The following is a 15444-nucleotide window of genomic DNA, read 5'->3' on the forward strand; positions in this document are numbered from 1 at the left end:
GTCTCCTGCTCGTTAATATCAGCGTCGCGATTCGACGTCCGCCTCGAGGCGGTCGGCGAAGGCGGAGACCGGCATTGTGCCCAGGTCTTCACCGTCTCGCGTACGCACGGCAACGGCCCCGTTTTCGACCTCCCGGTCACCAATGACCAGAAGGTACGGGACACGCGCTAAAGTGTGCTGGCGGATTTTATAGCCGATCTTCTCGTTTCTCAAGTCCAAATCGACGCGGAAGCCCCTGTTTTCAAGGGTTTCGGCCACTTTCTCGCAAAAATCGTCCTGGCGGTCGGTAATATTCAGCACCGCGACCTGTTTTGGTGCCAGCCAGGCCGGGAATTTACCGGCATGATTTTCGATCAGGATGCCGATAAACCGCTCCAGCGAACCGAGGATCGCGCGGTGCAGCACCACCGGGGTCTGCTTGGAGGAATCCTCGGCGATGTAATGGGCACCCAGGCGCTCCGGCATCATGAAATCCAGCTGCAGGGTACCGCACTGCCAGACACGGCCGATGGTGTCTTTCAGCGAGAAGTCGATCTTGGGGCCGTAGAAGGCGCCGTCACCCGGGTTCAGCTTCCACTCCATGCCGGATTTTTCCAGCGTGGACTGCAACGCGGCCTCGGCCTTGTCCCACAGCGCGTCGTCGCCGATGCGGTTTTCCGGGCGGGTGGACAGTTCCACCTGCACCTCTTCGAAGCCGAAGTCCTTGTAGACGCTGAACAACAGGTCGATAAACGCCTGTGCCTCGGACTGCACCTGGTCCGGCGTGCAGAAGATATGCGCGTCGTCCTGGGTGAAGCCGCGCACGCGCATCAGGCCGTGCAATGCGCCCGAAGCCTCGTTTCGATGGCAGGAGCCGAACTCGGCCATGCGGATGGGCAGGTCGCGGTAGCTGTGCAGGCCGTGGTTGTAGATCTGCACGTGGCACGGGCAGTTCATCGGCTTGACCGCGTAATGACGGCTCTCGCTCTCGGTGGTGAACATGTTCTCCGAGTACTTGGCCGCGTGCCCGGATTTCTCCCACAGGCTGATGTCGACCACCTGCGGGGTGTTGACCTCGCCGTAACCGGCGTCACGCAGGCGTTCACGCATGTAATCCTGGATGGCCGTATAAATGGTCCAGCCGTTGGCGTGCCAGAACACCATGCCCGGCGCCTCTTCCTGGAAGTGGAACAGGTCCTGCTGTTTGCCCAGGCGGCGGTGGTCGCGCTTCTCGGCCTCTTCCAGGCGGTGCAGGTAGTCGGCCAGGTCCTTCTTGCTGGCCCAGGCGGTGCCGTAGATGCGCTGCAGCATCTCGTTCTTGCTGTCGCCGCGCCAGTAGGCGCCGGCCAGCTTGGTCAGCTTGAAATGGCCCAGGTGGCCGGTGTTGGGCACGTGCGGGCCACGGCACAGGTCCATGAACTCGCCCTGGCGATACAGCGAGAGTTCTTCGTCACCGGGAATGCCCTCGATGATCTTCGCCTTGTACTCCTCGCCGTCCTGGCGGAAGTGCTGGATGGCCGGGCCGCGTTCCATGACCGAACGCTCCACCGGGATCGCGTCCTTGGCCAGGCGGCGCATTTCCGTGGCAATGTGGTCCAGGTCCTCGGGCGTGAAGCCGGGCTCGTAGGCAAAGTCATAGTAGAAACCGTCATCGATCACCGGGCCGATGGTGACCTGGGCTTCCGGGAACAGCCGCTTGACCGCCTGCGCCAGCAGGTGGGCCGTGGAGTGACGGATGATGTCCAGCCCCTCGGCGTCGCGCGCGGTGATAATGCGCAGGCTGGCGTCGCCGTCGACCGTGAAAGCGGCGTCGACCAGCTTGCCATCCACCTCGCCGGCCAGGGTCGCCTTGGCCAGGCCCGGGCCGATATCGGCTGCCACGTCCATGACGCTGACGGGGTGGTCGAATTTGCGCTCGCTGCCATCCGGCAGGGTAATCACTGGCATGGTCGGTTCCGTTCCGCTTTGCTCGGTTTCAGGTTGGCCACAACGAAAAAAGGACGCACAAGGCGCCCCGGGGAAGTCGCGAAGGAGCGCTTCCCTTTACCCGGTAAAAGTTCGCGTGGCGATGATCATGCCGCTATTTTAACCGCATTCGGGCATGATTAGTAGGTCACCGGAATCGCGTACCCCATGCCCCGACATCCCGCACCACAGCCGCCTGCCCAGTCCATGGCCATGCACGAGTTCATGCTGCGCCAGGCCTGCCCACCCCCACCGTTGCCGGCGGAACTCGCCGGCCATTCGCCCTGGACGGCGGGCGCGGCGTTTTTCTGCCTGGACACGGCGACCGGTGAACTGGCCCAGGACAGCCGGGTATCGTCGCTGTCGTCGCGTGATGCGCACCCGTTTGAGGGCGGCAAACCGCACCGCAGCCGCAAGTTTCTTCAGCGCCTGCCGGACGGGGTGGAGGGCGTGATCGCGGCCGACTTTTCAGACGCTCGCCGGTACGACGCAGACGACCACTTCGGCCGACGCTTCAACGTGTTCCAGTACAACCGTTGGGCGGGCTCTGAATCGGCCGTGCTGTGGCGGCTGCCGGGTTATTTCTGTCCCAACGCCAGGATGGGCTGCGCCGGCCCGGACGGCGTATCCGACACGATCGCATTCACTGACAAGCGGCCCACGGTGTACTGGCGAGGAAATGACAGCGGCTACCACTGGACCGCACCGGGCCGGGGCACCACCTTGCGCAACCCGGGGCCGGGCGCCGATGAAGCCCAGCTGGACGAGCGATTTTCCCGCTTCCGCGCGGTCAGGATGTCACGGCAAGATCCAGGACGATTCGATTTCCGTTTCGCCTCGCCCTGGGGCCGGCCGCCGTCCAATCCGCTGACGGCCCCCTGGTTCACCAGGGCCGAGCCGCGCGAGGCCGCGCTCGCCCATCGCTACATCCTCTGTCCCAATGGCAACGACGTCTGCTCGCAGCTGTACTGGATACTTAACACGAATTCGGTGGCTTTCAGGGAAGACTGCGATTACGAAGTGGTGCCCGACTATTTCCTCGCGCCATGGGTGCACTACGTGCCTATTTCCCGTGGGCTGGACGACCTGGCCGACAAGCTGGACTACTGCGAGTCCAACCCGGGGCTGTGCCTGCGCATCATCGAGAACGCCCGCCAGGCTTACGCGCAGATGACCCGCCCCAGGCCCTGGCGCGAGGCCGAACTGACCGTGTTGTCGCGCATGGGACTGCTGCGCTGACCTGGTGAGACCAGCCAGTTAGCGCCGTTAGCCCTGCTTGAGCATGAAGCGCCGGATCAGCCGGTGCATGCGGCGTCCATACGGCGGCATGATAAATGACGCGGCGTTGAAGCGACCCTTGCGATAGACCCCCTTGGCCTTGGAGAAGGTCCGGAAACCTTCGGGGCCGTGGTAGGCGCCCATGCCGGAGTCCCCTACCCCGCCGAACGGCAGGTCGTCGACGCCGACATGCGAGATGGTGTCATTCAGGCACACGCCGCCGGCATGGGTTTCACGCAACACCTTCTCGCCGTTGGCGCGGTTCCAGTCGAAGTAATACAGCGCCAGCGGCCGCGGCCGCGCGTTGACGTGGGCGATGGCCTGTTCCAGGTCGTCATACGGCAATACCAGCAGCCAGGGCCCAAAGATTTCCTCGCGCGCGATGATCATGTCGTCGCTGGCATCGAGCACCAGCGCGTGCGGCAGTTTCTGGCTGGCGCTGAAGTCCTCGCCGGCCGGGTTCACCTCGATGACCCGCGCACCCTTCTCGCGCGCATCGTCGAGCCAGGCCAGCAGGCGCTCACGCTGGCGCGGGTTAATGATGGCGGTGTAGTCCGGGTTGTCGACCATGGTGGGATAGGCCTTGGCCACCTGGTCCTGCCAGGCGCTGACGAACGCATCCACCTGCGCCGAGGGGCATAGCACGTAATCCGGCGCCACGCAGGTCTGTCCGGCGTTCATGCACTTGCCGAAGGCGATGCGCTCCACCGCGGTGTCGATCGGGAAATCGGGCGCGATGATGCACGGGCTCTTGCCGCCCAGTTCCAGCGTGACCGGCACCAGGTGCTCGGCTGCCGCGCGCATGATATGGCGGCCCACATCGGTTGAGCCGGTGAACAGCAGGTGGTCGAACGGCAGCGCCGAGAATGCCTGCGCCACATCAACCTCGCCGTTAAACACGGCGACCTGGTCTTCGGGGAATACCTCCGCCACCAGCCGCTGCAACAGCGCGCCGGTTGCCGGGGCCGCTTCGCTCATCTTGATCATCACGCGGTTGCCGGCGGCCAGCGCGGCCACCAGCGGCGCCACCGCCAGTTGCACCGGGTAGTTCCAGGGCACGATGATGCCCACCACACCCAGCGGCTGGTATTCCACCCAGGCCCGGCCGGGCCAGCTGAGTGCGCTGACGCCGCGGCGGCTGGGCTTCATCCAGCGCCGCAGCCGGCGCCGGTAGTACTTGATGCCCTCCAGCGTGACAAGGATCTCCGCCAGCCGGGTCTCGTCGGCGGCACGGTTGCTGAAGTCGCTGTTAACTGCCTCAACCCACTCGTCCTGGTGCTCCAGCAACAACGTGTGAACGCGGTCCAAAGCCTGCCTGCGAGCGGCGATATCCGGGTAAGGCTGCCGCTGGAACGCGGCTTTCTGTGCCTGGAAAACCCGTTCGAGCCGGTCAATCTCACCGCTCGCCGCCACTGATTCGCTCATCTCTGCCGCCATACCTGGTCGCCACCGCTGGTTGTTGTTGTCGCCGCCATGATAATCGCAAGCCGAGGCCACCGGAACTGCAATACAATGGCGCCCCATGACCCGAGCCCGGCACAACCCGTCTTGACCCCGTTAACCCTGCTGGCTATCGGCGCCGGGTTCTCCCAGGTCCTGCTGTCGGGCGCCTTGTTGCTCTCGCTGGGCCTGGAGTCACGCTCGGGACGGCTGTTTGCCCTGCTGCTGCTGGGCGCGATTGGCTACCTGCTGACGCCGTTGGTCAATGACGGCCAGGGGCACCCGGTGATGCAGGCGCTGGCCACGTCGCTGCCGGGCGTGTTCTGGCTGTTCTGCGCGTCGCTGTTCGACGACCACTACACGCTGCCGGCCTGGCAACCGGCCCTGGTGATCTATTCGGTGGTCGCCCCCCTGGCCTGGCACCTCCTTGGACAACCGGCAGGCGGTCCGCTGGAATGGCTGTTGCAGGACCTGCCGCAGTTGCTGGAGTTCGTGTTCATGCTGCTGGCCCTGCGCGCCACCTTCCGCTACTGGCGCGGCGACCTGGTGGAGGTGCGGCGCAAACTCAGGGTCTGGTTCTGCGCCGGCACGGGCGTATTCATGTTCTCTTTGATCCTGTCACGCGAAGTGCTGTTTGCCGGCGCGGACTGGTTGCAGGGGGCCCAGTACATCGCCACCGCCGTGGTCCTGCTGGGTATCAACATCATGCTGCTGCGTTACCCGACGCGCATCTTTGATCCGGCACGACGCGAGCCCGAAGCCACACCACCCCCGGCCAACGCCAGCAAACCGGTCGAAGACGACCCGGTCGAGGCGCTCGCACCCATTCGCCGGCTGATCATGGACCAAGGCATTTACCGCGAACACGGCATGACTATCGGCCGGCTGGCGAGCGCGGCGGAGATGCCAGAGTACCGCCTGCGCCAACTGATCAACAGCGGCCTGGGCTACCGCAACTTCAATGATTTCCTCAACCGCTTCCGTATCGAAGAAGCCTCGGCGCGCCTGGCCGACCCCCACCAGTCACACCTGCCGGTGCTGACCATCGCGCTGGACGTGGGCTTTCGCTCCATTTCGTCGTTCAACAAGTGTTTCAAGGACCAGCACGGCGTCACGCCCACGACCTACCGGAAAAACCACCTGAAACCACTCGAAGACGACTAATTCTTGCGGATTTTCAATTTCCGTAAGCCAGCCGGCATCGCCCGCGCCACAATCCGTGGCCATGATCATCAACAGAACTGCGCGACCCGGGGGTCGACCCATGAAGCCATTCCCACCTGTCCGCCAGGCCGCCATGCTGGCTGGCCTGGCGATACTCGCCCTGGCGGGCTGCAAGCCGGCCGCGGAGCCGGATGCCGCCGCCGTGGCCGCCGCCAGCGGTGCCTACAAGACCTGCGCCGGCTGCCACGGCGCCGAGGGCGAAGGCAACGCGGCGCTGAAAGCGCCCGCGCTGGTCAACCTGGACGGCGACTACATGGCCCGACAATTGCGCCACTTCCGTGACGGCAAGCGCGGCGCCAACCCCGCCGACACCCAGGGTGCGATCATGGCCGCCAGTGCCGCTGCGCTGAATGACGCCGCCATCGGGGCCATCGTCTCCCAGGTGGCGGGTTTTCCCGACATATTGCCGGCGCCCACCTTCGAGGCCGATATCGCCAACGGCCGCGACTACTACAACATGGTCTGCGGTGCCTGCCATGGCCCTGACGCGGTGGGTAACGAGGCGCTGGGCGCGCCGTCGCTGCGCGGCATAGACGATGCCTACCTGGCACGCCAGTACGAACTGTTTCGCGACGGCCTGCGCGGCGACCACCCGGATGACGAGCCCGGCCAGCAAATGCGCCGCATGGGCCAGGTGCTGAAGGACGAGGACGCCATCCGCAACGTGTCCGCCTACCTGCTGTCGCTGGGCCTGCCGGACTGAACCATGCGCGCCCTGCTCATGCTCACCGCCTGCGTGCTGTCCTGCGCAGCGGCAGCCAGTGACACGGCACCGATCCGGCTGAGCGACACCTGCCCGGCAGGGTTCGCGCCCGATGACGATAACCGTTGTCGCCTGGTCAGCCTTTACCGGCAGTACCCATCGCTACAGGACCGCGGCATGGGCGGCCTGAAGATCGGCCTGCCGCGGGTGCTGGACGGCTTCAGCCCGGAAGAAATCGACCTGGGCCGACTGCTGTTCTTCGATCCGCTGCTGTCGGCCAACCGCGACATGTCCTGCGCCAGCTGCCACCAGCCCGACAAGGGCTTCGCCGACGGCCGCGACCGCAGCCTGGGCGCCAGCGGCGAGCCCCTGCCCCGCTCCGCGCCCAGCCTGTGGAATGTCGGCTTCCAGAAGCAGTTCTTCTGGGACGGCCGCGCCGACAGCCTGGAAACGCAGATGCTCGAGCCGCTTTACGCGGCAAACGAAATGGGCAATACCCCGGAACAGTTGCTCGCCGACCTGCGCGGCAATGCCGAATACACCCGGCTGTTCCGCCAGGCCTTTCCAGGCGATGACGCTGAACCGGTGACGCTGGCGCGCGTCTACCGCGCCATCACCGCCTTCGAAAGCACGCTGGTGTCGCTGAACTCACGCTACGACCTGTACGCGCACGGCGTGCACGAGGCCCTGACCCCGCGGGAAATCGAGGGCCTGAACATCTTCCGCTCGTTCGTGGCCCGCTGCGCCGAGTGCCACACGCCGCCGCTGTTTACCAATGAGCAGATTGCCGTGATCGGCACGCCAGAGCCGGACGGACGGCCACTGGACCCGGGCCGCGAGGCGGTGACCGGCGAGGCCAGCCAGCGCGGCGGCTTCAAGGTGCCTGGCCTGCGCAACATCAGTAAGACCGCACCCTATATGCATTCGGGGCGCTTCGACGAGTTGTCGGACGCCATCGCCTTCTACACCGGTGGCCGCGGCCACGCCGTGCCCGAAGGCGAAAACCTGTACCTGCACTGGCACATCTGGGAACCCGGCCTGCGCGACGAGGAAATCGCGCGGCTGGTGGACTTCCTGGGTGCGCTGGACGATGAATCCTACCTGCCTCGCGAACCCCAACGGCTGCCTTCGGGTCTGCCGCTGGTGCATCGCGACGTGGCCCCCTTCGAGGAGATCGCACCATGACACGCACCCCCATCCACGCCCTCGTGGCCCTCTGCGCCACCGTGCTCAGCTGCGCGCCGCTGTACGCCGCCACGCTGGAAGTTCGCGACGGCGAATCGATCCAGGCCGCCGTGACCCGCGCCTCGCCCGGCGACACCGTGCTGGTCTACCCGGGCAAATACGAGGAGACCGTCTACATCGACAAGGACGACATCACCCTGCGCGGCGTGGTCGAGGAAAACGAGTGGCCGGTGCTGGAAGGCGGGCGCACGCTGAATGACGCGGTGCTGTATTCCGGCAACAACATTACCGTGGAGTGGCTGAAGATCATGCACTTCAAGGGCAACGCGATCATGGGCCAGGCCGGCAACAACTTCACCATCCGCTACAACTGGGTGGTCGACACCGGCGTCTACGGCATCTTCCCGCAGTACGGCCAGAACGGGCTGGTGGCCTACAACGTCATCAGCGGCATCGAGGACGCGGCCATTTACGTGGGCATGAGTGACAACATCGACGTGATCGGCAACGAGGTGTTCGACTCCGTGGCCGGCATCGAGATCGAGAACTCGCGCCATGCCCTGGTGGAAGCCAACTACGTGCACGACAACACCGGCGGCATCCTGGTGTTCATCACCCCGGGCTTGCCGATCAAGACCACTTACGACGTGATCGTGCGTGGCAACTTCGTGGTCAACAACAACACGCCGAACTTCGGCGCGCCCGGCTCCATCGTCGCCGGCATCCCGGCCGGCTCCGGCATGGTGATCATGGCCGCCGACGATGTGCGCATCGAGGACAACATCATCACCGGCAACAAGAACGCCGGCATCATCGTCGTCGACCTGTCCTTCGCCGCCAATGTCACCGCCGACCCGGAGTCGGAGCCCAACCCGGATCGCGTGGCCATCCTGGAGAACTTCTTCAACGACAACGGCGAGGAGCCTGTCACCGAGATCAAGGCGCTGATGATGGCCTCGAAGTTCACCACCCACGGCCCCGACGTGATCGCTGCGGGCGGCGCCGAGGACGACGACAACTGCATCGTCCACCGCGACCGTATCCTGCATCGCGGCGTCGATGACTGGACCGACTGCGAAGTCCGCAGCACCCGCGACATCACCACCATGATGCTGCCCGACGGCGCACCGCCACGCGATACCGACGAAGCGGGCAAGGCGCAGGTGGTCTACAACGGCATCTGCGCCGGCTGCCACGGCTACGACGTGCGCATGGTGGGCCCGGCCACCGTCACCATCCAGGCGCTTTACCATGACGACGCCCAGCGCCTGGCTGATTACATCGCCAGCCCGGAGAAACGCCGCCCCGATTACCCGGCCATGCCGCCGCAGGCACACCTGCCCGAGGACCTGCGCCTGGCCGTGGCCGAGTACATGCTGGGCATCAAAAAGTAGCTTGCGGATTCGGCAAATATGACGGATTTCAGGAATCCGCAAGCCGAAATCCCACATTCCGTTAGTCTTCAGCCGTGGAGAAAGGTACGCCCGCACGTGTGGACGGGCGACCGAACCTGACAAGGAAAACAACATGACCCGGAATGCTCGCAAGAACGACTCGCGCCCTGGTTTTACGCCTGCACTGCTCAGCCTGGCCGTCAGCCTGGCGCTGGCCACCCCGGCCCTGGCCCAGGACAACAACGATAACGACAACCCCAACATCGACGACGAGACCATCGGCCTTGAAGAAGTGGTGGTCACGGCGCAGCGCCGCGAAGAGAACCTGCTGACCATCCCGGTCACCGTTGACGTGTTCTCCGCCGCCGAGATCGAGAAGACCGGCGCGCTGAACCTGTTCGAAATGCAGGACTTCATCCCCGGCTTCGAGGTCGGCGAAAGCGCGACCCAGTCCAGCATCAGCATTCGCGGCGTCAGCAGCTCCAACATCAGCACCGGCGGCGACCCGTCGGTCGCGACGTTCTACGACGAGGTCTACCTGCCCCGCGGCGCAACTTCGATGGCATTCTCCGACATGGCCCGCGTGGAAGTGCTGAAAGGCCCGCAGGGCACGCTGTACGGCCGCAACGCCGCTGCCGGCGTGGTGAACATGGTGCCAAACGCGCCGTCGGCCGACACCGAGGCCTTCGTGCGCACGCGCATGGGCAACTTCGACCTGTTCCGCGTCGAGGCCATGGGCAACGTGGCGCTGGCCGACAACTTCTTCCTGCGCGCCAATATCCTCAGCAACAACCGCGACGGCTTCGCCGAAAACGTCATTGATTACGGCCGCGACCCCGGCGCCCAGGACAACCTGGTGGCCCGCATCGCCGGCCTGTGGACCATTTCCGACACCGTGCGCCTGCAGGTCAGTTACGACTACGACGAAGTGGACAACGCCCCCCGCGGCGCCTTCGGCGTCAGCGAATGGGCCGAATGCCCCGACGACCCGTTCTGCGGCCGCGTGCGCAACGACGTGCTGGAGCCATCCGAGACCCGCGACATGTCGGCCACCACCGGCAAGCTGTACTGGGACATCAGCGACAGCTTCACCTCCAAGTTGATCGTCAGCTACCGCGACTACACGCTGACCAACCGCCAGGACGAGGACGGCACGGCCGAGTACGACCGCTACCTGGACACCGACAACCTGGAAGACTCGGACATTCTCTACAACGAGTTGCAGTTCAACTGGACCGGCGACAACGTCAACCTGGTCTTCGGCGGTGTCTACAGCAAGGAAACCACCCACCAGGTGATCCCGGTGAACACCAACGCCGATTCGGCGATGCGCGCGGTGACCTCCGGCCTGGCCGCCGAGACCGGCTTCCCGCTGACCCACATCTGGGACCCGAACCAGATGGCCGGCCTGATGTCGGCGCTGCTGCAGCAACCCATCAGCCCGGAGATGATCGTCGGCACCGGCGATTTCTTCTACGACCAGCTGGACATGTTCCTGCCCGGCACGCCGATCGTCGGCCCCAGCTACGCCGGCCAGTCGTGGTCCGAGATCTACTACAACGACGGTGATTTCAAGAACTACGGCGTCTACGCCGACGTCGACTGGCAGTTCACCGAGCACTGGAGCGTGCTGGCCGGCCTGCGCTACAGCAAGGACGAGAAGACCTTCTCGTGGCGCAACCCGCCGAACACGCTGAACGCCATCCGCCCCGGCACCGCCGACATCGTCTTCCTGCCCGTGCCGGGCTACGAGCAGGCCCGTACCGGCACTCTGGTGGCCAACGACAGCTGGGACGACGTGACCGGCCGCCTGGTGTTGAACTACAGCATCAGCGACGACGCCACCACGTTTCTGTCCTATTCCACCGGCTACAAGTCCGGCGGCTACGACTCGCTCAACGTGATGACCTCCGACAACCCGCTCGACCCCGAGCAGTCGGAGAACATCGAGTGGGGCATCAAGGGTGACTTCTTCGGCAACCGCCTGCGTACGCAGCTGGCGCTGTTCAACCTGGAGATCGACGGCCGCCAGCGCTCGGTGGAATCCAAGCCGCCGGGACAACCACAGGCGGTCCCCATGGTGATCAATGGCGACCAGGAATTCACCGGCGTCGAGCTGACCCTGGACTGGGTGATCACCGACGAGGTGCAGGCCGGTTTCGTCACCACATGGCGTGACCAGGAGGCCACCTGGGAACCGTTCTACAACGCCGAGGGTGATCTCGTTACCGAGACCTTCTCAGACACCGCCGCCACCAATTACGGCGTCTGGGCGGACAGCTACTTCCCGCTGGGCGTGGGCGCCCTGGCCATCCGCGGCGAGTACTTCTTTTACGAGAACAACGACGAACTGGACCCGACCATCATCGTACGCGACATTCCCGGCTTCGGCGAAGACCGCAAGCTGCTGAACGGCCGTATCGCCTGGGTCAACGACCACTGGACCGTGGCGGTTTGGGGCAAGAACCTGCTGGACAACGAAGTGACCTCGAACATCTCCGACATCAGCACGGCCTCGTTTGGCACGCCCTTCGTCAACATCGACCCTCCGCGCACCTACGGCATTGAGGTGGGCTACCAGTTCTGATGTAAACGACAACGGTGCGCCGCCTGCGGCGCCCAACGCTCCCCCCCGAAGGCCGGGCCGCCCGCGTATCGACGAAAGTCGGTCGCTGGTCCGGCCTTCTTTTTAGTCAAGTGGACGGGTATTCAGGCGTAACCACCTGGCCAGTTCGTCTTCATTGAGGTCGTCCGTGCACAGGGCCAGAATGATCGCAACCGCCTCCGGCTCAGATGCACACAGATCCAGGTCATGCAGCCCCAGGAAGACATCCATGGTCACCAGCGCGACGCGCTTGTTGCCATCAACAAAGCAGTGGTTTTTGGCAAACCCATAGCCGTAGCACGCGGCCAGGCGGCAGGGATCATCAACGCCCTCATAGGCATTCAGGTTAACCGGGCGCGCCAGGGTCGAGTCCAGCGCACCTTCATTCAGCACGCCATGGGCACCACCATAAATATCAATCAACAGGCGTTGTTGCGCGAGTATTTCCGGCTTGTCGAGCCAATAAAACACTGCCCTATTTCGCAAGCTCTTTCAGTGCATTGCGAAACTTCGAGTTGGTTCGCTCGAAAAGCTTCATCTTCTTCTCAAACAGCGGGTCGTATGGCCGAAGATACATGCCACCACTGTCGACGGTCAGGTACAGCTCATCACCCTCGCCCACGCGCAAGCGTGCGAGTTCCTCCCGTGGAAGCGTGAGCCCAACGGAGTTGCCTACCTTTCTGAGTTTGACGGTTGTTGCCATTTGATCGCTCCTGTGTGAACGTCGTGACGTTTCTGATCCGAAAAGCGTATGCCTTTTTTCAAGTAATTACAAATGTTATTACCTTTTCGAACCGACTTTCCTACAAAGCCCTGTCAACTCAAGCCGCGTGGAGACGCATACAAATGACCATTGAGTACCTGGTCGATGAACATGGGAAACGATCGCGGGCGGTTATTCCGCTTGATGAGTATGAGCGGTTGGTTCGCATGAACGCAGACGCCGAAGATATCGCCGACGCACAAGCGGCATTGGATGAAGAAGACATTCCCATTGCAGTTGTCGACCGAATTCTGGCTGGAGAAAACCGTGTGCTCGTGTGGCGGGAGTTTCGCGGTCTGACGCAAAAGGCGCTCGCTGAACGCGCCGGCATCCGCCAGGCTTCGGTGTCAGAAATCGAAGCCGGAAAATCTTCGCCAAGGATGTCAACGGCTCGCCGCCTGGCCGATGTGCTGAACGTGGATATCGACGATTTGTTTTGAAAGAATGAGTGGTGGGCACGACTACCACAACATCGCTTGATACCGAAAATAACCAGCCATAATTCAGACAAGCATAACTATTTGTTATTGCTCATATCGACCGTCATTAAATATACTTCCAAGTACGCTCCAGCACCTTTGAGTCATTGAGGGTATAAACCTTCGAATGTGGGTACTTTAGCGGGTATAGAAATGAACCCGACACCGCAGCCACGGCATCGGGTTCCAACCACCTGGAACTGTTACGGAGTTCAAGATGGCGCGCGAATTGAACAAGCTCACGGCCGCAATGGTCAAGGGCGCCAAACCTCGAAAGAAACTTTATCGCCTGGCGGATGGCGGCGGCTTGATGCTGACCATCATGCCGAACGGCACCAAGTATTGGCACTTTCGTTTTCGGACACGTGGAAAGGAGCAACTGGTCAGTTTCGGGCCAGCAAGGGAACTGTCTCTCGCCGAAGCCAGGGAAAAGCGAAAAGAAGCCCGCGCCGGGCTTCGGAATGGCCTGACACCCCAGGCTACCCGGCAGATTAATGCGGCCGCCCAACGCGATACGTTCAAGTCGTTGGCCATGGAATGGTATGAGCGGAAATCGGCCACGTGGTCGAACAAAAAGCACCGGCAAAACATCCTGGCCAGCCTAGAAAACGACGTATTTCCACAAATAGGGGATAAACCAGTCCGCGAAATCACAGCCCGTGACATTCTCGACACGGTCCAGCTCATCGTAGATCGCGGCTCCACAGATACTGCATCCAGGACACTCCAACGAATAGGCTCAGTAATGAAACTGGGGGTTGTGCTTCGAATGATCGAAAACAGTCCAGCTGATGGGCTTTCTGAATGGGTCAGCGTGCCGCGTGGCGGGCACCTGCCCGCATTACAACCAGCTGAACTCGGCACCCTACTCCATACACTCGATTCCCCAGAATCTCTTAAGTCCGCGCTCCGGCCGGTTACGATTCTGGCCATTGAACTTCAGATGTTGACGGTTTTAAGACCCGGAGAGCTCTGCCACGGCGAGTGGAAAGAAATCGACCTTGACGCGGCAACCTGGACCATCGCTGCGGCCAAAATGAAAATGTCACGTCCACATAACGTACCACTCTCGCAACAGGCGCTTGTTGCGATACGCGAACTCTACCAACGTACCGGAAACAATCGCTGGATGTTTCCTGGCACTCGCGGTGCCGCGACAATGAGCGGCCAAACTGTCAACCAGGCAATTAAGCGTCTTGGTTTCGGCGGACGGCATTGCGCCCATGGTTTCCGAACTACGTTCAGTACTTGGGCAAACGAATCCACCAGTTTTTCCGAAGACGTGATCGAGTACCAACTCGCCCACATCCCTGCGAATAAGGTACGGGCCGCTTACAACAGGGCCAAGTACTTCGACGATCGTAAACGGCTTATGCAAGCCTGGGCGGACTTCACCGACACCATGCGCGGCATCAGCGGCAAGATCACTCCAAAAAGCCATACAGCAACATGAAACGCAGTAATTCTATTCCCTGGCACGAACACCCTGATGGCGCTTTGATATTCAAGGCCATCCTTGAGCATGAACGACGGACCGGCAGCAATTCTGACCCGCAACAAAATACCGAGATATTGCTGCGTCATCTACATGGAAAAATACAAGAGTGGAAAAACGAACATGACAATATTGGTGCGATTAACGACCGGCTGCGTTCGGCCATGCTGGAGGAAGCCCAGGTACTTTCTGCCAAACTTTCTGATGTCATTTACGCCCTGAATCTGCCAACTGGATCCTTGTCTTACTTCAGCACACATGAAATTAAAGCAAGGATGCGCGCGCAGCAAAACGCGTTCAACTCACCATTTGACGAAGACTATTTTGACCAACAAGACATTAGTGCCCACCTATCACTCGCCTTCACCGAATACCCCGAAGCTGAAATTCACCTGGATGAGTGGCTTGAGAAACTTACAAACCCTTCGACTCTCGACAGGCTTGCACCGAAACCAGTTGTAAAGAAGGTCAATACCGAGGAGGTAATCATCACATTTGTCGCGCGAAGAATCGCTACATTTTTGTACAGACGCTACGACAGGACACTGCCTGCAACGATCGAACGAATCTGTGCAATTGAATTTCCTAACGCCCAAATTACTCGAGATTCGATCCGGTCCAAGCTTCGTGGCTTCGACCCGTTACAAGTTGGGCTCAAGGATTTTTAACCGCCCTGTACACTAAGCTGGATTTATATCGGTTCGGGCACGAATGCGATTGACTGGACCATGCGTACCAAACACAAAAGCATCCGTTTCAGTGACCAAAGTCAGAAATTAATCACACCTGACGCCGCCGAGACCTGGCCAACGCCCTGAATGTGGCTATCGATGAACTGCTCTGTAAGCAGTCCGAAAAAATAGCCTGCCAGATTATTTAATGCCGCTTGACCTTACCATCATGGGAGGGTTTAGGATCGTGCCGTAACCGTTAA

General features: G+C 62.0%; 13 protein-coding genes. 9 read left to right on the forward strand and 4 right to left on the reverse strand.

Features of this window, described 5'->3' with window-relative positions:
- Positions 1-18 precede the first annotated feature (18 nt).
- Positions 19-1926, reverse strand: a complete 1908-nt coding sequence (gene thrS / locus F3N42_RS01925; RefSeq protein WP_150862703.1) for a threonine--tRNA ligase — start codon at positions 1924-1926, stop codon at positions 19-21.
- 186 nt (positions 1927-2112) lie between these two features.
- Between thrS and F3N42_RS01930 the strand changes: the two genes are divergently transcribed.
- Complete coding sequence (locus tag F3N42_RS01930) at positions 2113-3183, forward strand: glycosyl transferase family 90 (RefSeq protein ID WP_150862704.1); 1071 nt, start codon at positions 2113-2115, stop codon at positions 3181-3183.
- 27 nt (positions 3184-3210) lie between these two features.
- Here the strand turns inward: F3N42_RS01930 and F3N42_RS01935 are convergent, their stop codons facing one another.
- Positions 3211-4647, reverse strand: a complete 1437-nt coding sequence (locus F3N42_RS01935) for a coniferyl aldehyde dehydrogenase (RefSeq protein ID WP_224784631.1) — start codon at positions 4645-4647, stop codon at positions 3211-3213.
- Positions 4648-4770: 123 nt separating this feature from the next.
- Between F3N42_RS01935 and F3N42_RS01940 the strand changes: the two genes are divergently transcribed.
- The 5 genes from F3N42_RS01940 (at position 4771) to F3N42_RS01960 (ending at position 11755) form a co-directional block, all read left to right on the forward strand.
- Positions 4771-5826 (forward strand): AraC family transcriptional regulator, encoded by a 1056-nt coding sequence (locus tag F3N42_RS01940; RefSeq protein ID WP_191621176.1) that lies wholly within the window; start codon positions 4771-4773, stop codon positions 5824-5826.
- A 100-nt stretch (positions 5827-5926) separates the two neighbouring features.
- Positions 5927-6589 carry a c-type cytochrome gene (locus F3N42_RS15545; protein ID WP_224784632.1) on the forward strand — a complete coding sequence of 221 codons (663 nt, stop codon included), beginning with the start codon at positions 5927-5929 and terminating at the stop codon, positions 6587-6589.
- A gap of 3 nt (positions 6590-6592) precedes the next feature.
- Positions 6593-7774, forward strand: coding sequence for a cytochrome-c peroxidase (locus tag F3N42_RS01950; protein WP_150862707.1), 1182 nt, complete (start codon positions 6593-6595; stop codon positions 7772-7774).
- A complete protein-coding gene (locus tag F3N42_RS01955; RefSeq protein WP_150862708.1) occupies positions 7771-9168 on the forward strand; it encodes a parallel beta-helix domain-containing protein in 1398 nt (465 codons plus the stop codon). The genes F3N42_RS01950 and F3N42_RS01955 overlap by 4 nt, the downstream gene beginning before the upstream one ends.
- A 133-nt stretch (positions 9169-9301) precedes the next feature.
- Positions 9302-11755: a TonB-dependent receptor gene (locus F3N42_RS01960; RefSeq protein WP_150862709.1), complete on the forward strand. Its 2454-nt coding sequence runs from the start codon at positions 9302-9304 to the stop codon at positions 11753-11755.
- A 102-nt stretch (positions 11756-11857) separates the two neighbouring features.
- On the opposite strand, the gene F3N42_RS01965 is transcribed toward F3N42_RS01960, so the two are convergent.
- Positions 11858-12244 (reverse strand): type II toxin-antitoxin system death-on-curing family toxin, encoded by a 387-nt coding sequence (locus tag F3N42_RS01965; protein WP_191621178.1) that lies wholly within the window; start codon positions 12242-12244, stop codon positions 11858-11860.
- Positions 12245-12248: 4 nt separating this feature from the next.
- Positions 12249-12476, reverse strand: coding sequence for an AbrB/MazE/SpoVT family DNA-binding domain-containing protein (locus tag F3N42_RS01970; protein WP_150862711.1), 228 nt, complete (start codon positions 12474-12476; stop codon positions 12249-12251).
- A gap of 143 nt (positions 12477-12619) precedes the next feature.
- Here F3N42_RS01970 and F3N42_RS01975 point away from each other — a divergent pair, with 143 nt between their 5' ends.
- The 3 genes from F3N42_RS01975 (at position 12620) to F3N42_RS01985 (ending at position 15178) form a co-directional block, all read left to right on the forward strand.
- A complete protein-coding gene (locus tag F3N42_RS01975) occupies positions 12620-12976 on the forward strand; it encodes a helix-turn-helix transcriptional regulator (RefSeq protein ID WP_150862712.1) in 357 nt (118 codons plus the stop codon).
- Positions 12977-13232: 256 nt separating this feature from the next.
- The gene (locus F3N42_RS01980) at positions 13233-14468 is read left to right on the forward strand and encodes a tyrosine-type recombinase/integrase (RefSeq protein WP_150862713.1); all 1236 of its coding nucleotides are present in this window, start codon (positions 13233-13235) and stop codon (positions 14466-14468) included.
- Positions 14465-15178 (forward strand): hypothetical protein, encoded by a 714-nt coding sequence (locus F3N42_RS01985; protein WP_150862714.1) that lies wholly within the window; start codon positions 14465-14467, stop codon positions 15176-15178. The genes F3N42_RS01980 and F3N42_RS01985 overlap by 4 nt, the downstream gene beginning before the upstream one ends.
- The last annotated feature ends 266 nt before the right edge of the window (positions 15179-15444 follow it).

This window comes from Marinihelvus fidelis (genome assembly GCF_008725655.1).
Lineage (GTDB): Bacteria > Pseudomonadota > Gammaproteobacteria > Xanthomonadales > SZUA-36 > Marinihelvus > Marinihelvus fidelis.